The sequence below is a fragment of the Paraburkholderia fungorum genome, from assembly GCF_046027605.1.
Classification (GTDB): Bacteria; Pseudomonadota; Gammaproteobacteria; order Burkholderiales; family Burkholderiaceae; genus Paraburkholderia; species Paraburkholderia fungorum_F.
Genome location: NZ_JAQQEF010000038.1, coordinates 1 through 18744, shown reverse-complemented (window position 1 = coordinate 18744; position 18744 = coordinate 1). Strand labels below are relative to the sequence as shown.

General features: G+C 59.3%; 17 protein-coding genes. 10 read left to right on the top strand and 7 right to left on the bottom strand.

What is annotated here, in order from left to right:
- Window positions 1–8: 8 nt before the first annotated feature.
- Window positions 9–503 (bottom strand): hypothetical protein, encoded by a 495-nt coding sequence (locus tag PQR53_RS35665; RefSeq protein WP_408464818.1) that lies wholly within the window; start codon window positions 501–503, stop codon window positions 9–11.
- Between the two features lie 176 nt (window positions 504–679).
- Between PQR53_RS35665 and PQR53_RS35660 the strand changes: the two genes are divergently transcribed.
- Together PQR53_RS35660 and PQR53_RS35655 are read left to right on the top strand one after the other, a co-directional pair.
- On the top strand, window positions 680–1300 hold the full coding sequence (locus PQR53_RS35660) for an LbetaH domain-containing protein (protein ID WP_408464816.1): 621 nt from the start codon (window positions 680–682) through the stop codon (window positions 1298–1300).
- Window positions 1301–1512: 212 nt separating this feature from the next.
- Window positions 1513–3255, top strand: coding sequence for an FAD-dependent oxidoreductase (locus PQR53_RS35655; protein WP_408464814.1), 1743 nt, complete (start codon window positions 1513–1515; stop codon window positions 3253–3255).
- Between the two features lie 39 nt (window positions 3256–3294).
- Here the strand turns inward: PQR53_RS35655 and PQR53_RS35650 are convergent, their stop codons facing one another.
- The 3 genes from PQR53_RS35650 to PQR53_RS35640 form a co-directional block, all read right to left on the bottom strand.
- Complete coding sequence (locus PQR53_RS35650) at window positions 3295–4533, bottom strand: glycosyltransferase (protein WP_408464812.1); 1239 nt, start codon at window positions 4531–4533, stop codon at window positions 3295–3297.
- The gene (locus tag PQR53_RS35645; RefSeq protein ID WP_408464810.1) at window positions 4530–6026 is read right to left on the bottom strand and encodes an O-antigen ligase family protein; all 1497 of its coding nucleotides are present in this window, start codon (window positions 6024–6026) and stop codon (window positions 4530–4532) included. The genes PQR53_RS35650 and PQR53_RS35645 overlap by 4 nt, the downstream gene beginning before the upstream one ends.
- A 62-nt stretch (window positions 6027–6088) precedes the next feature.
- Window positions 6089–6310 (bottom strand): hypothetical protein, encoded by a 222-nt coding sequence (locus PQR53_RS35640; RefSeq protein WP_408464808.1) that lies wholly within the window; start codon window positions 6308–6310, stop codon window positions 6089–6091.
- Here PQR53_RS35640 and PQR53_RS35635 point away from each other — a divergent pair.
- Window positions 6309–7457: an acyltransferase family protein gene (locus PQR53_RS35635; RefSeq protein WP_408464806.1), complete on the top strand. Its 1149-nt coding sequence runs from the start codon at window positions 6309–6311 to the stop codon at window positions 7455–7457. The genes PQR53_RS35640 and PQR53_RS35635 overlap by 2 nt on opposite strands.
- A 51-nt stretch (window positions 7458–7508) precedes the next feature.
- Here PQR53_RS35635 and PQR53_RS35630 read toward each other — a convergent pair whose 3' ends face one another.
- Window positions 7509–8699, bottom strand: coding sequence for a glycosyltransferase (locus PQR53_RS35630; protein ID WP_408464804.1), 1191 nt, complete (start codon window positions 8697–8699; stop codon window positions 7509–7511).
- Window positions 8700–9049: 350 nt separating this feature from the next.
- Between PQR53_RS35630 and PQR53_RS35625 the strand changes: the two genes are divergently transcribed.
- A complete protein-coding gene (locus PQR53_RS35625) occupies window positions 9050–10303 on the top strand; it encodes an oligosaccharide flippase family protein (protein ID WP_408464802.1) in 1254 nt (417 codons plus the stop codon).
- The gene (locus PQR53_RS35620) at window positions 10303–11382 is read left to right on the top strand and encodes a glycosyltransferase (protein WP_408464800.1); all 1080 of its coding nucleotides are present in this window, start codon (window positions 10303–10305) and stop codon (window positions 11380–11382) included. Before PQR53_RS35625 ends, PQR53_RS35620 begins: the two co-directional genes overlap by 1 nt.
- Before the next feature lie 52 nt (window positions 11383–11434).
- On the opposite strand, the gene PQR53_RS35615 is transcribed toward PQR53_RS35620, so the two are convergent.
- Both PQR53_RS35615 and PQR53_RS35610 read right to left on the bottom strand, forming a co-directional pair.
- Window positions 11435–12532, bottom strand: a complete 1098-nt coding sequence (locus PQR53_RS35615; RefSeq protein WP_408464798.1) for a hypothetical protein — start codon at window positions 12530–12532, stop codon at window positions 11435–11437.
- 80 nt (window positions 12533–12612) lie between these two features.
- The gene (locus tag PQR53_RS35610) at window positions 12613–13260 is read right to left on the bottom strand and encodes a hypothetical protein (RefSeq protein WP_408464796.1); all 648 of its coding nucleotides are present in this window, start codon (window positions 13258–13260) and stop codon (window positions 12613–12615) included.
- A gap of 62 nt (window positions 13261–13322) precedes the next feature.
- Between PQR53_RS35610 and PQR53_RS35605 the strand changes: the two genes are divergently transcribed.
- The 5 genes from PQR53_RS35605 (at window position 13323) to PQR53_RS35585 (ending at window position 18605) form a co-directional block, all read left to right on the top strand.
- Window positions 13323–13859 carry a hypothetical protein gene (locus PQR53_RS35605; RefSeq protein WP_408464794.1) on the top strand — a complete coding sequence of 179 codons (537 nt, stop codon included), beginning with the start codon at window positions 13323–13325 and terminating at the stop codon, window positions 13857–13859.
- Window positions 13860–14770: 911 nt separating this feature from the next.
- Window positions 14771–15679, top strand: a complete 909-nt coding sequence (locus tag PQR53_RS35600) for an STAS-like domain-containing protein (RefSeq protein WP_408464792.1) — start codon at window positions 14771–14773, stop codon at window positions 15677–15679.
- Window positions 15672–16115, top strand: a complete 444-nt coding sequence (locus PQR53_RS35595) for a hypothetical protein (protein ID WP_408464790.1) — start codon at window positions 15672–15674, stop codon at window positions 16113–16115. The genes PQR53_RS35600 and PQR53_RS35595 overlap by 8 nt, the downstream gene beginning before the upstream one ends.
- 310 nt (window positions 16116–16425) lie before the next feature.
- Window positions 16426–17169 (top strand): hypothetical protein, encoded by a 744-nt coding sequence (locus tag PQR53_RS35590; protein ID WP_408464788.1) that lies wholly within the window; start codon window positions 16426–16428, stop codon window positions 17167–17169.
- 224 nt (window positions 17170–17393) lie between these two features.
- Entirely contained in the window at window positions 17394–18605 is a 1212-nt protein-coding gene (locus tag PQR53_RS35585; RefSeq protein WP_408464786.1) for a hypothetical protein, read from the top strand.
- Window positions 18606–18744: the final 139 nt, after the last annotated feature.

Genomic DNA, 18744 nt, shown 5'->3' with positions numbered 1-18744 from the left:
ATGCGATATCACCACGGCGACTTGTAGACGGCGTGTTTGCCGGTGGCGTACGGATCGGCGTAGGTATTTTTCGCCGCGCCGTCAGGCATCAAGCCGTCGGCTGCATTCGGACGGCCTGGCTGGCCGGCCACGCGCACCTTGCCGTTGGCGGCGCCCGGCGCCTTGTTGCGCACAGCGGGCTGCGCGCCGCCCAACACCGTCATGCGTTGTTCGTCGAGCAGCGCGGCCTGCTGGGCGTCGGCGGTATTGCCTTTCTGCGCGTCCGGCGAGCCATAGTCGCGCGGAGCGCCGAGCAGTTGCGCTTCGCTGTTGCGACGCGCATCGCCCGGTTTGGCGCGTGCTGCCGGAGCGGGCGTGCCGTAGCTGGTCGCAGCGGTGGCGGCGAGCGCCGGGGCCGCAGGCGCGGGGGCTGCGTTCTGCGCGAGTGCCGGTGCGGCACACGCAGCACAGGTGGCGATCGCGAGCAGCAGCGAGGTTCTTGTATGCCGAAGCATGGTGATCATCGTAGGCCCCAGGAAGATGCAGTCGCAATAGAGCTATCGTGCGCCAACCAGTACGCGCCGAGCCGCCAAAACGCTTTCCTGGACGGCCATGAAGCCAGTTTGAGTAAGGAGCCGAAACATAATGTAAGCAGGACGAATGGGTATGTGGAATGCCGTTCGTCGTCAGGAGAAAGCTGATGGGTAACGTCGCAGACGATCCGCAGATCGGGCGTATGCCGGAAGTCGAAGGCGTCCGCGAGAATGGCCGCGTCATCGATCTCAGTCTGGCTGGAAAGGGAAACTATCGCGCCAGGCGCGGTGCCCTGATCGAACTCATCTGGTTTGTCGTTGAAGCCTGCGTCATCAACAACAAGCTGCTGCCGCTTTCGTCGGTCCGGGTTGCGCTGTTACGCCTGTTCGGCGCGAAGATCGGCACGGGTTGCCGCTTCGTGCATCCCTTGCGGGTGAAGGCGCCATGGAATCTGGAAGTGGGCGATCACTGCTGGTTCGGCGTCGATGTCTGGCTCTACAACCAGGCACTGATCCACATCGGCTCGAATGTGTGCATTTCCCAGGGTACGTTCCTGAGCGCCGGCTCTCACGAGATGAGCACGACGATGGATCTGCGCGTCGCGCCGATCGTCATCGAGGACGGTGTCTGGATCACGTCGAAATGTGTGGTGCAGATGGGTGTGACGATCGGCCGGTCGGCCGTGGTGACGCCTTTGTCCGTCGTGCATCGATCGCTCGATGCAGAGGGCGTGTATGGCGGCAATCCATGCCGTTTCATCCGGAAGCGTTTTGCTTCCGTGACCTGAACCACAGAGAGAGAACCGCAGCGTTTTTACGCTGAGGAGGCCAGTCGTTGTCAAGCCGGAATGTCGGCGCCCGCTTTGGGATGATCGGTCGATGCGACTCGATCGACGCCGATGATGTGTTTGGTGACGGCGTGTGCGAGGTTTGCTTGCCAGCCCCGGTTGGATGAGTAGCCGGACGCACTCAGACTGCATGAAGAAGATGGGGAGTAGGGATGTTCATCGATACTCGCACTGTTGAACACAATACGGTCATTGAAACGACGGTCTGCATCATCGGCGGAGGGGTCGCCGGGATTACGCTTGCGCTGGAGATGTCGAGGGCGGGAGTCGACACCTGCATGCTCGAAAGCGGCGGGTTCGGGCCGGACGACGAAACCCGCGACCTCTATCGTGGCGAGAACGTCGGGCTTCCCTATACTTTCGCGGACGGTTCGCGCAGCCGCTACTTCGGCGGCAGCAGCAACTGCTGGGGTGGCTGGTGCCGCCCGCTCGACCCGTGGGACTTCGAGAAGCGCGACTGGATCGCGCACAGCGGCTGGCCGTTCGGCCTCGAGGAACTGGCGCCGTACTACGCGCGCACGCACGAACTGTTGAAGCTCGGCCCGCAGACTTTCGACCCCGCGTACTGGGAGCGCGAAATCGGCCGCAACGACGTGCGCCGCATTCCGCTCGCAACCGGCGATATGCGCGATACCGTCGCGCAGTTCAGCCCGCCTGTGCGCTTCGGCAAGGCGTATCGCGACGAGCTGTCGCGCTCGTCACGGGTGCGCGTGTTTCTGTACGCGAATGTGCAGAATATCGACGCCGACGCTCAAGGAACCTCGGTTTCACGACTCCAGGTGGCGACCATCAGTGGTCGCAAGATGACGGTGGTCGCACGGATTTTCGTGCTGGCCACGGGCGGCATCGAGAATGCGCGCCTCCTGCTTGCGTCGAACAACGTGCAGAAGACGGGCCTTGGCAATGCCAACGATCTGGTGGGCCGCTACTTCATGGATCATCCGCGGATGATGTGCGGAAAAGTGCGTTTTCGTCCGGGCAATGCCCGCAACAAGCTGTATGACATCAAGTATCACTATCAGAATGCCGCAGTGTCGGCGCACGGCACGAAGATATCCTCGCAGTTCGCGCCGAAGCAGGAGTTGATGGAACGCGAGAAGTTGCTGAACTCGCGTGTATGGCTCTATTCGCGCTGGTACGGTGAAGGAACCGCGGGGTCCGAGGCGCTGATCCATTGCAAGGAAGCGCTGCTGCAGAAGGATCAGCCGGGCCGCAGCCTGAAGACCGATCTCGCGACGATGATCGCGCATCCGCTGCACACCGTAGGTTATGGTTTGACGCGGCTCCTGCAGTGGCCCGTGCTGATCACCGACGTGACGTTGCAGGCGATCGTCGAAGCCGTGCCCGATCCCGATAGCCGCGTCACGTTGTCGACGGATAAGCGCGACCGGTTCGGCATGCCGCGCGTGAAGCTGGAGTGGCGTCTGGGCGAACAGGTGAAGCGCACGTTCGACAAAACCTTCGCGTTGCTCGCGCAGGAGTTGCAGATGGCCGGCATCGCGGACGTCGAACTCGATGTGCCGCTCGAAGGCCGGCATTGGCCCGCGAAGCTGGAGGGCACGTGGCATCACATGGGCACCACGCGGATGCACGATTCACCTCGCGAAGGCGTGGTGGATCGCGACTGCAAGGTGCATGGGATGAGCAACTTCTACGTGGCGGGCAGCTCGGTGTTTCCCACCGTCGGCGCCAACTTTCCGACTATCACGATCGCCGCGCTTTCGTTGCGCCTTGCGGGCCATCTGGTGCGGCAGCTCGATGTTCCGGATATCGTCGGCAACACACGCAACGAGGCCGCCAATAGTTCCGTGATGTCGGTTCAGACACAGCAGCCCCAAGTCGAAACCCTGCCGATCGCAGCCTCGACCTTGACGACGTTGATGAAAGAGCAGTGAAGAACAGCAGGTGACGATGCGCGCCAGGCGGGCGCGTTGTCACCTGCTGGGTTGCGTGCTCGCTTGCTTGCCCGGTTGCGCGAGCTCGCGCAGCGTGCTGAGCGTGTTGTCACGCGGATCGCCGGTGCCGCCCCTGGTTTCCAGCAGAGCGGTCAACGCGCTGACCATGGTTTCGACGCGAAAACGCGCTTCGAAAGTACGGGTCGCCTGGGCGCGCATCGTGGCGCGTGCGGTGTCGTCGAGCTCGAGCCAGCGCACGAGATTCTTTTCCGTTCCGTCGACCGTGTCGGCGGCAACCATGCCAGCGCCGTCGGCTTCGATCTCGCGCCACACGTTGACCTTGTCCGAGATTAGCGCCGGCAGTCCGCAGCCGAGCGCTTCGGCAACTGCGACGCCGAAGTTCTCCTGATGCGAGGGCAGAACGAACACGTCGCTGGCATGAAATGCGCCCCACTTGAGATCGCCCTGCAGCATGCCGGGCAAACTGATGCGATGCGCGATGCCGGCCGCCTGCGCCTGGTCGCGCAGACTGGCTACCCAGCCGGTCTCGTCGGGACCCGCGATCATGAGATGCAGCGATTGATCGCGGCCGGCGACGCGTGCGAATGCATCAATCAACAGATCGCAACCTTTCTTCGCGTGGACGCGGCCGAGAAACAGCACGATGCGCTTGCCGCGCAATCCAGGCACGGCCTGCAGGAACGCTTCGCGCAAGGGTTCGGCCTCGAGCGGCGGCACGGTCGTGCCGAACGGTACGATCCGTTCATGCGCGCGGTACAACCAGAACGATTGACGCGCGCGCGTGCGCTCTTCCTCCGTCGTGAAGATGACGGCGCGTGCGTCGCGCAGCACGCGGTATTCGGCCCACGGCCAATACAGCCACTTCTTCAGATGCTTGAGCGGGTAAGCCTGTTTGAACCACGGGTCGAGCATGCCATGCACGTACACGTAATAGGGCACGCCGCTTTGGCGTAGTGCTTTCCATGCCGCGTAGCCGTGGTATTGCCACAAGCCGTGCACGATCACCGCGTCGAACCGTTTTGCGTTGGCGACGAGCCACGGCGCGAGTTGCGCACTGTAGCTGTAGCGGCTCTTGACAGGCCCGAACGCGTGGACCGGAAACGGAAAGGCCGCGAGGTAGGCATCGCCGGGCGCATCGCAGGTGGCCACTTCGATTTCGTGGCCGGCGTCCTGCATCGCCACGCCGCTGCGGCGCACGCCTTCAACCGGGCCGCCCGCGCGTGGATCGACACTGGCAAGCAGATGGAGAATTTTCATCGGACGATATTCGGTCGATTGGCGCTTCGCGTCCGCGTGGTGTGCGGTACGAGGGCGCCGAACTGGCGGGAGCCGGGCGCGCTGCTTGCCGCTTGCGACATGCCCAGTGTTCTGACGAGATCGGCACGGCCCATGCCGGGCTGGATTCTGCCCGGCAGTTCAGGCATGGCGGGCGGGCGTCCGTGCGGCGGCGGCTTCGGTACGCGCTTCGCGGGCGTCGGCAACGCACGCCGCAAGCGTGCATGTGTGGCGATCATCAAGCCGAGGGCGACGCCGAATATCAGGCCGGAGAAACGTGGTCCGAGCGGATTGCCGCCGATCGAGGTGGCCGGCAGCGCGGCAAACAACATGATGGCGCGGCCTAGCACCGGAAGCATGGGCGCGTCGGGTACCACCACGCGCCAGTAGCGGTACGAGAAAAAGCAGATGGCCAGCGCCGCCAGGGTCGCTAAAGGCATGGCGATGCCGAACAACAGTCCGCCAGCGAAGAACTGATAGACCCAGAAATTGTGACCCGCCGGCCATTCGTTGATCGCGTAAAAGTCTTTCTCGCTGATCTGGCCGGCCAGATCCGGCAGGTAGACGGGGGAATAGCGGTAATAGTGCCCATAGCCTTCGCCGAACAGCAGCGTTTCCGGCGACGCCGTCACCTGGTCGTACTGATCGCGCATCTCGGCGAGACGGGTGATGGTGGTGGGATCCTTGCCGGTGACGGTTTCCTCGGACGCGAAAATGCGCTGCGTCCAGTGCTCGGTGACGGCCGGAAAACTCACGGCCACGATGCCGACCACGCCGGCCAGCACCGCAGCGGTCATCACGCCGCGCGCGGCCGTGCGCCAGATGAGCTGGATCGACGGCGCGCTCAGCGCCATCGCAAGCAGGAACAGCAAGACCGTGCCGACCAGCAAACTACGCGTCACGCTGAGCAACTCAACGATCACGCTTAAGGCGAACACCGCGACGGTGAAAAACGAAAAGCGCCTGGCGACGACGAATTCGTGCAGCAGCACGGCTTGCAGCCCCAGCAACGTCACGGAGATGATGCGAAAGCGCGCATCCTCGAGGCTGCCGCTCGTGGCCAAGCCATAGACAAAGGTGAACACGAGACCGATCACGTTGGCGACGAACAGGGCTTTCTCGAACTGCGAGATTCTGTATTCGCTCCACGGACGGCAGGCTACGAGGTAGCCGAGCAGAAACAGCAGGAACGGCAGGAGAACGCGCAGATAGTTGCCGGTGTCGTTATCCTGAACCAGTTGGGCGACAACGCTGCCGAGCACGCACAGCAGCACGCTGAAGGTGATGACCGAGCGCAGCCGCGAGCCATTGTGAAAGCGTGGCGCGATCAGCACAAGTGCGAGTCCGGCGGCGATCACCGGGATCACGAAGATGAACTGGACGAAGTGACCTACGTTGGCGTCGGGCGCCTTATAGTCCAGGGCAAGCGGTAACAGAAAAATCCATATCCAGAGCGTCGCATACTGATGGCGCATTGCTGATTCCTCCCCGCGCTGTCGATCCGCCGTCGGTCTATAGCGGACGGTCTCGCATCGGGTCATTGTGCGGGAATATTGCCGTTCAGCCCTTGTGCATGGCCGGTTTCGTCGCCGATTGCCTGGGTTCTGGCGACAGTGGCAAGGGCGCCCTCTGCAAGACGCGCGCACACTTGCTGATGTTGTCGGCCAATGCCTTGATGTTGGCGCGCACGCACGCGTGCCGCCACCGAAGATGCAAAAAGGGACACGCGCCCGGGAATGGTAATAGGGGAGAACAACATGAAGTTTTTCGGCGGGACGGGACCCGTAACAGCCGGCCGGGCGATCGAGCTGGATTTCGTGCGCGGCATCGCCATTATCATGGTGATGGGCTTTCACTTTCATGCCGTTCATACCGGCAACTGGCTGATCCAGATCATCGAATATCCCCTGAAGAGTTTCGGGCGCGAAGGCGTCAATCTGTTCTTCACGCTGAGCGGCTTTCTGGTTGGCGGCCTGCTGCTTCGACAGTACGCGGAAAAAGGTCATGTCGACGCCAAGCGTTTTATCATCCGGCGGATTTTCCGCATCTGGCCCGCGTATTACGTGCTGATCGCTTTCCATGTGCTGGCCGGGCGCCATCCGTGGAATACGTTTCTGTTCCAGAACCTGACCCACCTGCAGAATTATCTGGGCACCTCGATTACCCAGACCTGGAGTCTCGCGGTCGAAGAACACTTTTATCTCGTGTTGCCGGCGCTGCTGTTGCTGTTCGCGCGCTGGCGTCTTAGCGCGTGGACGATTGTCAGCGTCCTCACCGGGATCTGTGTGGTGGTGCTAACCGCGCGCTGCTTCGCGGTGGCGGGCGGCAACCTGGAAGGGGCGTTCGCATACACGCAATATCGCATCGACAGTTTGCTGGTCGGTGTGATCCTGTCCGCGATCTACTGGATGAAACCGGGCGTCTATCATCAGATTGCGAGGCGCAAGTGGCTGCTGATCGCCAGCATCGTGATGCTGTGCGCGTGGCTCGCGTTTGCGACGAAAAACATCGCGCTCGACGAAAGCATTGGCTACACGATTCAGGCGATCGGTTTCGCCGCGCTGATCGTGTTCGTGCTGGAGTATTCCGGATCGCTCAAGACGACGTGGGTGTATCGCGGGATTGCCTGGGTCGGCCTCTATTCGTATGGCATCTACCTGTGGCATTCGCTTGCGCTCGCGCCTGGCGACATGCTGATCCGCAAGGCGACCGCCATGGGTCTTGCGCCGAGCGTGATCTGGATCGTGGCGCTCACCGCGCAGTTCGCTTTCGCGATTGCGATCGGCTATGTCACCACGCGCGCGATCGAGTATCCGTTCCTGCTGATGCGCAACGCGCTGTTCCCGGCAAAGCGCAACAGTTCGGTGCGCGAGGAAGTGCCTGTCGCCGGTGGCCAGTTGTCCTGATCACGCCGCGCGATCGGCTGCTGGCCTGGCGGCCGGCGTGTGGCCGGATCATCACGCCATCTGTTGAAGCAAGGTCTGCTTGAATTGCCCGAGCGTGTGCCGTGACAGCAGATCCTCGCGTGCGGAAGGAATGGTTTGCGGCGCGTGTGGCCACGAGGTCATGGTTTCAGTGATCGCACGGCCGATCGAAGCGGAACTGAGGTCGCTCAGAATCGGCCCCAGTTCGCAGCGCCGGCTGAACCAGCCGATCAAGCCGTCTTCCGTTGCGATCACGGGCTTGCCGAAGCGGTACGCCTGCACGAGCACACCGCTCATTCCGTAGTGGCCCTTGTAGCCTAGCCAGACCGCGTCGCAGGCGGAGAACAGATCGCGTTCGACGTCGTTCGCAATGAACGAGTCGAGTATCAGCGGCGCGGGCTTGAGGCTGCGCACATGGTTGCGCATGAAATGGCGCGTGCCCGCGTCCTGCTCGCCCGCGACGATCAACGTGGGCGCGTGTTCCAGCCGCGTCAACGCATGGACCAGCTCATAAATCCCTTTGCGTTCGCTGATCGCGCCGTACACCAGCAGATAGCGCTGATCGGGGTCCAGTCCGAGCCGCTCGCGAGCCAGAACGGGGTTTTCCGCCCGCTCGTCCGGAAACGGGTCGGCCACATAGGCGACGGCCGCGCTGGTCTTCGAGGCATTGCGCGCTGCCCATTCCGGCAGCGTTGGATCGATCGTCAGCAGCGTGCGCAGGCCTGGACTCCGGATCGCGCGTTTGAACAGCTGCGCCTTGATCGCATTGACGATCGGACGGTCGGGTGACTTGATGCCGACCTTATGGTGATGGAAGGTCGAGCGCATCGTGATGCCGATCCACGGTGTCTTACGGAACGGCGAGCCGAGAAACGGCAGCCCATACAAGAAATAGTCGACATAGGGCACGACCACCAGCCTGATCGGCTGCGCATGGCTGACCACGCGATGCACGCGCTTGAAATAGCGATGAAAGCGCGAGTACTGGTTGGACTGACGCAGCAGGCCGCGAGGCCGCTCCTGGGGATCGACGAATGCAATCTGCAAGTCGGCGCGATTGGCCGCTACGATCTGTCTGGCGAGCCGGTGATCTTCGTTGCCGGATTCGGTCGCGAGGATGCACGGATAGCCGGCCTCCGTGCAGGCCTGCATGGTCCACTCAACATAACGCCAGCGATGACCGGTGAGGTTGGGCTCCACAATCAGGACGTAGTCTTGTTCCATCGATTCAGTGGTCTTCCGTGGTCGATTGCGTCGTAAAGAAGCAGCGTTGACGCCGGCTGTCGAGAGGCGCTGGCTGAACAACGTTAGCATCGCGGGCGCGAGTGGATTGGTCTATTTGACTCGTTCTGTGTGTAAACGTACCAGCGCGTAACCGGTTCGGCTGAACAGGCCTAGCTGATGGCGGTTGCCGCCGATTCTCTCGCGGTAAGGTCGTATATAGCGTTCGATGAAAAACCTCGCCAGCTTGCTGGTGCAACCCAACTAATTATGCGCCGGCGGCGTTTCGCAGCGATGCGTGAATCGTTGCGGGCAGCCGATTCAACGGCGTTCCGATCCGACGGAGATACAGCTTGCGGGCGATCAGGCTTCCGCCGCTTTCCATAGCGTCCAGCTTCGGCGCAAGTGCGGCGACGTGGGTGCTGTTGCAGCAGTTCGCCGTGCGTGGACTCGTAGCGGTCAAGTTCCTGGCGATTGGCCGGATGCTTGGGCCGGCGGCGATCGGCAGCGTGAGCGTGGCGCTGCTCGCGGTGGCGATTGCCGAGGCGCTCTCGGACACCGGTCTCGCGCAAGCGGTCATTCAAGGCGAACATCCGCCGACGCGTTCGCAGCTCGGCGCAGTGTGGACGACGTTGACCGCGCGCGGCGTGCTCATCTCATTGCTGCTGGTCGCGCTCGCGCCATTGTTGAGCAGCCAGTTTCATCTGGACGGTTCACTGGTGCTGATCCAGCTTGCGGCCCTTCTGCCGTTGTTGCGCGGGCTGGCATCGCCCACTTACTACCTCGTGCAGCGCGAGCGGCGCTTCCAGCATATTGCCGGCGTCGAGGTGGGGGCGGCCTTTGTCGATTGTTCGATCGGGCTCGGCTGCGCCTACCTGGGCGCCGGTGCGGCCTCGGTGCTGATCGGCCTCGTCGCCGGTGAAAGCCTGAAAAGCGTCCTGACCTGGGCGACCATGAAGCCGCGTCCGCCGATCCGCGCCGTGTGGTCGGGCATCGGTCACTACGTGGGCTTCAGCCGCTGGATCTGGGCAAGCAGCGTGATCAACCTGCTGCTCAACCAGTTCGACAAGGTGGTGGTCGGCAAGCTGCTCGGCCCGGCGCAGTTGGGTAGCTATCAGATGTCCTCGCGGCTCGCGCAGATGCTGCTCGCCGATGCCGCGATCGCCATGTCGCAATATCTCTTTCCCACCTTCGCGGCGCGTCATCGCCGCAATCCGCAGGCGGCCTCGCGGCTCATCAAGATTTATCTTCTCGTGATCGCGATTGGGCTGGCGGCGTTCGTCGAAGTGCTGAGGCTGATCGCGGAGCCGCTCTTCTCACTGATTCTCGGCGCCGCCTGGTTGCCCGCGGTGCCGCTCTTCAGAATTCTGGTGATCAATATGGCGATCGGCGCGTTGATCGCCGTGCTGGTTGCTTATCTGCGCGCGGTAGGCGACGCGAAGGCGACCGTGCATGCCTCGCTGATTCAGGTCGTCGTGCTGCTGATCAGCGCGCCTGCGGCGGTTCATTGGTGGGGCGTGACGGGCATTGCCTGGTCCATGACCCTTGGCCTCGGCTGCGCCGCGGCGTGGATGCTGTTCAGGACGCTGACTGCAAGGACGCCGTGATGCGAGTGCTACATCTGATTCTGGCGCCGCGCCTGTCGGGCGCCGAAGTGCTGGCGAAGGATCTCGCGATCGATCAAAGTGCCGAGGGCATGGCTGTGTGCGTGGCCTCGCTGTTGCCCGCGCATGTCGAATTCCTGCCTTTGCAGGACGATCTGCAGCGGCACGGCGTGGCGTGCTGGTTTCCGGAGCGGCGCCGCCGCCTCGCCGGCAAACTGTGGAATCTGTTTCACGCGGTGCGGCGTTTCGGCCCGGACGTGATTTTCGCGCATGCCACGATTCCTTCGTTTTATGCGCGCGCGTTGCCGCTGCGCGTGCCGGTCGTGTACGTCATGCATTCGGCGACCAACGACTTCGAGCGGCCGCTGTTCCGGCGCGTCGAGCACGTCCTGTCGGGACGTGCCCGGGCGGTGATCGGCGTATCGCAGCAGGGCGTGACCGACTACGTGCAGGCCATCGGGCCGCATCCTTCGATGACCGTGGTGCCTAACGGCGTCGATCTCGGGCGCTTCGCGTTCACCGACGGCACCGGGCGTAGCGGCCGGGCGCCCCAGGTCGTGCAGATCGGGCGCTATGCGGCGGTGAAGAATCAGCTTTTGACGGTGCGGGCTTTCCGCGAGGTGATCGAGCGGGTGACAGACGCACGCCTCATGCTATACGGCGTGGTCGAAGATCCGGATTACCAGCGCGCCGTCATCGACCTCGTGCGGGAGTTGGGACTCGCGGACCGTGTCGTGGTCGCCGGTCCACGTACGGATGTGGCGAGCGTGCTGTCGGAGTCGAACGTGTTCGTCATGCCCTCGCGCTCCGAGGCGCATAGCGTGGCGTTTCTCGAAGCGCTGGCGTCGGGGATTCCGATCGTGGCGAGCAAGATTCCGTCGTTTGCATTCGCGAGCGGATTTCCCGGCGTGCAGCTGGTCGATACGGACGAGGTGCGGTGCTATGCAGATGCCGTTGTCGCGGCGTTAGGGCAGGCGCGGGCGCAACGCTCGCTGGTTGGCCTGACGTTGAGGGATACGGCGGCCCGTTATCGGGCGATCGCGCATCAGGTCAGCAGTCGTCTGGCGGTGCCGGCCCCATAGTTCACCTCGCCCTCCTGTGCCTGCCGCTTGCGCGGTGGCGGGTCAGGTTCGTTCAATGATGGCTGATGGCGATGCTGCGTTCATCGGGGGTTGTTTCGGCCGCGGGCGCCGGTTGCCACGCGCTCGCCAGTTCGCTCTCGCGCATCGCGAGCGACACGAGGCTCTGGGCCTCCTTGCTGCTCGAATCGACCAGCAGCGCATCGCCGGCTTTCAGCCAGACACACGCCCATCGTCCGACATAGCTGCAACCTCGTGCCACGCTCAGCAGTGCGTCCCGTTGCTGTTCACGCTGGGCCACGGTAGCGCGCATGGCCTGTGCGTCCGGGCTATCCGGTTGCGCCGCGATGGCCGCCGCGAGGCGAGCTTTGGTCGCCGACAGATTGTTCTGCTGCAGATTGGCGCGGGCGGATCGGATCTGCTTCGACGCATCCACACTAAGTTTATTGGGCACGGGGTTGGGCTGGCCGCCCGGGTTGTGCTTCGCCTCGGCCGATGCGGTCACCACGCGCCGCGCAGCCGGCAGCGGCGCGGCCGGTGGCGGGATGGGCGGGGAGCGCGCGGGCCTTTGAGCGACCACGACAGGCGCGGGCCGCTGGGCGACGGCTACAGGCGGAGGGCGCTGAGCGGCGGCGATCGGGGTAGGCCGCTGAGTAACGGCGAGTGGTGAAGGCCGCTGAGTAACAGCGACCGGTGGCGGCCGCTGGGCGACGGCCATCGGCGGCTTGACGTTCTGGGTTGTCACTTTGCCCGACACCGCGATCGGCGTGCCGTCGACGGAGTCATCGTTGTGCAGGAACCCCAGGTACACGGCGGATGCCACGACCAGCACCGACACGCTGAGCGCCACGGGCTGGCGCAATCGCTGCAGGACGGAGACAGCGACTTGCGGCTCTTCAGTGACGGCGTACGGATTGATCAGGTCTCTTGAGGACGGGCGCCAGATTCGCGGTGTTATCAGCCGGGTGGGCAGCATCGGCTGAGGATCGTCGAGCGGCACGTTCAGCGGAGAGGGCGGTGCGTGGCGCACGCCGAGCGTACCGACCGGGCGCGCATTGCACTCGGGGCACGGCGTAAAGCGACCGGCTAGCGGCGCACCGCAGTGCTCGCATTGGGGGTAATCATGCTGATCGGAAGTAACGTCGCTAAGCATTGCCATTTCGCAAACGGGCGTCGAATGCCGGCGCCACAATCAAGAAAAACAAGGCACGGCAACGAAGCTTGCAAGCGGGATTACTGTGTGACGACGTAACCCCGCGCTTGCATGCACGCGCCATACGCGGCCCAGTACTGTGTCATTGGTGGTTCGGGCGCCGGCAGCGGCGGCAGCTTCACGCCGGATGCCGCGGCCGTCTGTGCCGCACTGGCTGCTGCCGTCTCCGAGGCGCCGTTCTCCGCGATCGTCGCCGATGCCGGCGTGGCGGCCGCGGTCGTCGCCGTTGTCGTCGTCGTTGTCGTGGGAGCGGTCGTTGTCTTCGCGGTCGTCGTTGCAGTCGCCGTGGTCGAACTGGCTGTTTTCGTCGCCGCCGCGGTGGTGGCCGTTGCCGTGTTCACGCCGGGCCCGCTTGCAGCAGGTGCGGCGGCGGCGGTGGGCATGCTGGCGCCCGGCGGGGTCGCTGAAAAACTGCTGGGCGGCAAGGGCGGCCGCGAGGGCGTGCCAGTCGACGAAGTCTTGAGCGCTGCAGGTTTGCGCGGCGGAAGCTGCGATTCGTGCGCGATGTTGACCTTGGTTTGCTTGTTGGCCGCGGCGTAACACATCGCGGTGTCGACGCTGCGCTGATAAGCGCTTTGACTTCGGATCGGATAGGTGAGCGGCTGCCATGCGAAAGCAGCACTGCTGAACACCCATAACGTCAACGCCGTATATGTTCTGATTCGCATCGCAGTCGCTCCCGCAGCGATGTTTCGCCGTTCGCCGGCAATCGCGCTTCGCGGTATGTTCTGTGGCTGCTGATTTTGCCGCTGAACGGCGGCTGACTGCCGCGAAGGCTACTTTCCTGAGCGTAACACCAGGGACTGTCAGCGCAAGGCGCCGTATAGCGCGCGAAAACGCCATCCTGCAGTCGAATCAAGACATCCCGGCGAGAAAGAGTGCGAAAGGGGACCCGCGCGTAGGGGAATTCCCTGGACACCGCGCGCTCCGCGTCGGCTCGTCAATTCCCGGTTTTTCGATGAGATTCAATTACTTGTGGCGTTTCGAGGCGAGCTGTCCGACTGCGGTTGAGCGGCAAAAAGCGAAATCGCCAGGGGTGGGAACCGGAAATGTCGAGATCCATTTAACTTTGAACTGGTCATGCCGCTTGGATGAGGTTTTCGGGGCGTGCTGCTCAGCCAACTCTGAACCCGCGGTTCACTTAAGTTCGAACTATCCGGAGTTTGGCTCGTTTAACTTTGAACTTTCTGGAGCGCATTCCAAGATGGCAACTGCTGGGGTGGAGACCCTCGACGATTTTCCAGCGCTCGCGGTTCTTGGCCAGTGAGGCCAAAGCTTCGTCGGAGGGTGACTAAGTCGGTATAGCATGTAATTGCACCCCGAGCCGTCCCCTTCGACATCAAGCTCATTTCGGGGCGACTGCTCTTTCACATCGAATCCTGCCGACTCCCCGCAATCGCACAAACTATCTGGAGATGCGAAGTGGTTTCTTCGAAGCGTTGGATCATTGAGATTCAGGACTCCCGTGACGGGAGTGGCGACGGCATTCTGCAGTTTCCCGACGAACTCTGGGACGAATTGGTCGCTGAGGGGTGGCAAGTTGGAGACGTACTCGAAATTGATCTGGCTGCCGAACCCGGCTCTGCGGTGATTCGGAATCGCTACGCGGAGTGTCGTCAAATTTCCGGATCGGGTAAGCCGTAACGCAACAGCTACGGAATCTGTTCGCCGACGTCATGTTCTGCGCCACCAAACAGACGGGACTCCAGTCGGCAGGTCAGCCCTTAAATGCTCGCGTTTCCAGCGGCAAGTTCTCGTTCTGCTTAGGGCACGTCGAAATCGCCGGGTCCTAAGGGTCGAAGACGGAAGTTCGCGGTTAAGTCTGGAAGGTTGATTGTCGACCGACGACGAACTTCCGGGTTCGGCCGGAAGGCGACCTTCATCCGTTGCGTTGCCATGATAGTCAAGAGGCAGTTTCACTTTGCAAGCTGTCACTCGAACGCAGAGAGCCATTGTCGTATTATCGGCGGTGGCCGGCTTTGGCCAGTGGGCTCTATGACGCCCTCCAGGCGCTCGGCTCTGAGCGGTCATTGGCGACGCCCCGTGTAGACGACGCGTACTTACGGCTCGCTCGGCCTGAAATAGCAAGAACTCCGTCTGAAATGCCCAACCAAGGTGGGTGATGGCGTTTATAATTCAACAAAACTTGTCAATCAAATCAAACGATATTTACCGGGGATGAAAATGGAAGACATAAAGAAATGGGAGTATCAAGAATCCAACCTATCGGCCGCCATTAGTCTGATTGACACGCTAAACGATAGTTTTGATATTGAAAAACCTTTACTTTCTGAGATTTACGCTGCTGCGACTGAGCTTATTTCTAATGTAATTCACCATGCATATCCCATCAATTTCCGTCGAGGATTGAATTGCGAATTACAGATCGCTATCACTGTTTTAGACGAATCGATTGCCCAATTTTCGATCGTTGACTACGGGGTTACGATTCCAAAATCAATATTTGACAAAATCTCTCCGGATACACGGCGTGAGCTTCTTTCCGATAGCGATGCGGACAGCAAATTGATCGAAGCAGCCGCGAACGGACCGTCCGTGATCAACCAGCCGGGCCGCGGCTTAGGGATAGCGAGTATTGTTGAAACTACGAAGCGAGGAATATTCCAGTCCCTCCGCATAAAAAGTCGCCACGGAAGCGTCGCTTATTCTCAAAAAGAGAATCGATTCTCTAGAGATCAAACCGCCATTTTTCAGGGGACGTCAATTGAAATATCATTTAAATATATTTCAAGAAAAATGACGCGGATTGATAATGTCGAAATTTCCGTCGCGAAAGATTTCAGTCCATTCCCGGCCGGTCGATTCATAAATGATGGCCCGCATTCTGGAGAAGCGCTTTCAAATCAAATCGCGGAGTCGCTCGATAAAGCCGATATTGTAACAATCGACTTGGACGGCACATATGGGCTTGCTGACTCGTTTTTAGAAGCCGCCTTCGGTGGGCTTGTGCGCCGTGGAATTACTGTCTCCGAGCTTGAATCAAGACTCAACATCATTTCCCAGAACGAAATTTACGCAATCCGTATTCTTAAGTATATTCGAGATGCGGGAAATAAAAATGGATAAGTACTCGATAAGCATCACCTCGGCCCTTATCGGGGCTGCAGTAGCAATATTTACAAATTATTGGAGAACGCGATATACCATTAAATCTCAAGATTTATCAAAAAGAATAGAAGAGCTATCTCAATCAATATCAAAACTCGAGGCGTATGCCTGTGAATATTGGACCAGTGAGGACCGCTCAAAGACTGCTGCGAATTACTATGCGATTGGATTTCAGACAAAAATTGAATTGGTGATTCAGTATTTGGATAAGCAATATACTAAATTCAATCAAGAGTCCATTTCAAAAAGCTTGAATGAATTTACGGGCGCCTGCACCGGTGACTCTTTTAGTGACAAATTCGGAAAACCTGAGCCAGATCGCGTTCGTCGGATTCTGATAACAGGAGAGTCTTTGAAAATCGAGCTAATGAAGACAAGAAATTTGCATTATTGAAAAATTTTTGCACATTGCTTCGTCAAATATTCAACTTTTAATGCACGTTAATACTCCGTCTGGGTTTTCGCCGCGCGAACGACTGCTCCACTTTGGAAGCAGCCGTTGAGCGCATCGCCAGTTCAGTGCCCGAAGCGGGTCGGGATATGCCGTTCGACTGAGGCAGTGATCGGGCCAGAAAGCGACATTCGCCCCCCGAGTTTCATGCACTTACTACAGGCAGCGATCGGAAAATTTTTAGGTTTGTCTAAAGAGCTATCATCCACTCAAGCCCTATCGATGCTAGGACTTAATTCAAACGTTAAATGCTATGAAGACCATCGCCGCATGCCCAGATTGCATTCAAGAAGCATCAAAAGATGGGAAGCAGCCCAAGTTCAATCCCATAGCTGGCGAACTTGATGACAATGGCTTGATTCATGTCACCTGCGATCAAGGGCACAGAGGAGTCGTTCTATACAACGCCCGCAGATACGAAGTACTCGTGAAATCAGCCGCTCGTGCAGCGCTTGACGGATATACAAACGAAGTCGTAGCCGTTATGTCTACGGCACTAGAACGTATGTACGAGTTCTACATCCGTGTCTCGTCCCGGGCAAAGGGTATACCGGAAGAAACGGTTGAGGTGGCTTGGAAGAATGTCGCAGCGCAGTCAGAACGCCAATTTGGTGCATTTCAGTTCCTCTACATGCTTGACCAGAGCTGCCCGTTCAAGCTTGAGCCACGCATTACCGAGACTCGTAACAAAGTGATCCACCGAGGCAAGATTGTGCGGGAAGCTGAGGCACTCGAATTTGCTGAAAACGTCTATGACGTAATCCAGCACCTTCAGGCAGAGCTTCAATCGAAGTTTCCCCAATTCGTAGCCGAGGAGGCCGAACGGGAGATGAAAGTCCAGCAATCGCAAGTTCCGGAAGGTGTTAACCACATCAAATTGTCCAGCGCCACCGTGAACGTGGACAAGTCTAAGAACGAGGTCACCGGAGTCGTGACCAAGTTCATTGAGCATGTTGCAGCCATACATCAGGCGCGCGAGCGCGGTTTTCCTGCATAAAATTAAAAGTGCGTACAAGTCGACCACCACTTCGTGATAGTGGTTTAGCTCAGGCGTTTGTTGACTGTCTGTAATGGGAGATAGAAGAGTCATTCGGGATCAAGGGATAATCAACACATTAGCTGACCTAGAACGGCCATCGGACGGAATCTGTACTGCGGACGCTTACCACATGGACGCCGTCGTACAATGGATCAATATGAAAAAAACTCCGGAAAAACCCGATGAAGGCACTCTTCCTAGGAGCTGGCGCATCTTACGAATGCGGCATGCCACTTGTATGGGAATTTACCAATACTCTTAGGGCGAATATCCTAAGGAGACTTGACACCCATCTTTTTGATTTTAGAAAAGATCCGACCTTTCGCCAGCATTTCGAAGCGATTTTGTCCAACCCAAATCTTCACTATGAGCAAATGGCGGGGGAGCTTGAGGCACTATATTTGGCACGAGGGCCGTATTGGGAGATAGCGCACAGCGTGCTCTTACAACTCGTAGATTGTGTGCAAATTCTTCTGCTCGAAGATCAGATGCACACAACCAAGCTATTTGCTGAAAAGGTCAAAGATTATATCGGAATTAAAGGTCTCATCGATCAATATCCGTGCGTTCATGTGTTCAGTCTGAATCATGATATAAATTTCGAAGAAATATGCGCTTACCACGGCGTCCGGTATCGAGACGGGTTCTTTGAAAGTGGCGGCGAACGTTACTCGAACATTGGACGCTTCGACACGTTGACCAAGGAGCAGATGGATTCAGGTAACCTGAATTTCCTCGGGCCAGAGGAAAAGGGGGTGAATCTTATCAAGCTTCACGGCTCGCTCGACATATTTGCTGTTGAGGACAAGAATCTGTACTTAAAATGCGCTACGGCAAAAAATGAGGGAGTTGGTTCTTTCCTTCAAGAAATCATGCGAGTGGAAAAACACAGCCACGAGGTATGCGCCCAGATGCAGTCGCGAACGGTTAGGGAACTCAATGTGCTTGATGTCGACGGTGAATTACAGTTTTTGAGACGCTCCCTCTTATCTGGCGCACATAAATTTAAAGGAAGTTTTGATCAAGTTGCACCCCTATCTTTTTTCAATGAATTCAAAAAAAGAATGTCATCAATAACCGAGCTTGATGTAATTGGCTACGGATTCGGGGACACTCATATTAATTCCGTACTATCTCAGTGGCTGACCAAAGAAAACGGATCGATAAATATATACGACCCATACCGAAAAAGCACGCCTGCTGAGCTGGGAAATGACGTAGGCAAGGTGAAAATTATAAATGGAGGGCTCACAACATATTTCAGTAGTTATGGCAGCCCAACGCACTCGTTGACTTCGGGTGTTCGCAAATGGGCAATGGAGAAAGCACGAGAGGACCTTCGACAAAGAAGGTTGGCCGCTTGGAAACCTGATAGTGGATCAGTTCAACCGTAGCAAGCCTTCGCTTCGCGTTTCCGCAAGATCGATGAGGCAGCGGACGTCTGCATCGTATCGATCTTCAGACGTTCACGGGCCCTTTTGAGTATCGCTTCCTGGCCGAAATCGGAAGTCTGGCTGCCAGAGATGATTGGTG

Coding starts and splice junctions, on each gene's coding strand:
- PQR53_RS35665 (WP_408464818.1), bottom strand. CDS start 503: ATGATCACCATGCTTCGGCATACAAGAACCTCGCTGCTGCTCGCGATC.
- PQR53_RS35660 (WP_408464816.1), top strand. CDS start 680: ATGGGTAACGTCGCAGACGATCCGCAGATCGGGCGTATGCCGGAAGTC.
- PQR53_RS35655 (WP_408464814.1), top strand. CDS start 1,513: ATGTTCATCGATACTCGCACTGTTGAACACAATACGGTCATTGAAACG.
- PQR53_RS35650 (WP_408464812.1), bottom strand. CDS start 4,533: ATGAAAATTCTCCATCTGCTTGCCAGTGTCGATCCACGCGCGGGCGGC.
- PQR53_RS35645 (WP_408464810.1), bottom strand. CDS start 6,026: ATGCGCCATCAGTATGCGACGCTCTGGATATGGATTTTTCTGTTACCG.
- PQR53_RS35635 (WP_408464806.1), top strand. CDS start 6,309: ATGAAGTTTTTCGGCGGGACGGGACCCGTAACAGCCGGCCGGGCGATC.
- PQR53_RS35640 (WP_408464808.1), bottom strand. CDS start 6,310: ATGTTGTTCTCCCCTATTACCATTCCCGGGCGCGTGTCCCTTTTTGCA.
- PQR53_RS35630 (WP_408464804.1), bottom strand. CDS start 8,699: ATGGAACAAGACTACGTCCTGATTGTGGAGCCCAACCTCACCGGTCAT.
- PQR53_RS35620 (WP_408464800.1), top strand. CDS start 10,303: ATGCGAGTGCTACATCTGATTCTGGCGCCGCGCCTGTCGGGCGCCGAA.
- PQR53_RS35615 (WP_408464798.1), bottom strand. CDS start 12,532: ATGCTTAGCGACGTTACTTCCGATCAGCATGATTACCCCCAATGCGAG.
- PQR53_RS35610 (WP_408464796.1), bottom strand. CDS start 13,260: ATGCGAATCAGAACATATACGGCGTTGACGTTATGGGTGTTCAGCAGT.
- PQR53_RS35600 (WP_408464792.1), top strand. CDS start 14,771: ATGAAAATGGAAGACATAAAGAAATGGGAGTATCAAGAATCCAACCTA.
- PQR53_RS35595 (WP_408464790.1), top strand. CDS start 15,672: ATGGATAAGTACTCGATAAGCATCACCTCGGCCCTTATCGGGGCTGCA.
- PQR53_RS35590 (WP_408464788.1), top strand. CDS start 16,426: ATGAAGACCATCGCCGCATGCCCAGATTGCATTCAAGAAGCATCAAAA.
- PQR53_RS35585 (WP_408464786.1), top strand. CDS start 17,394: ATGAAGGCACTCTTCCTAGGAGCTGGCGCATCTTACGAATGCGGCATG.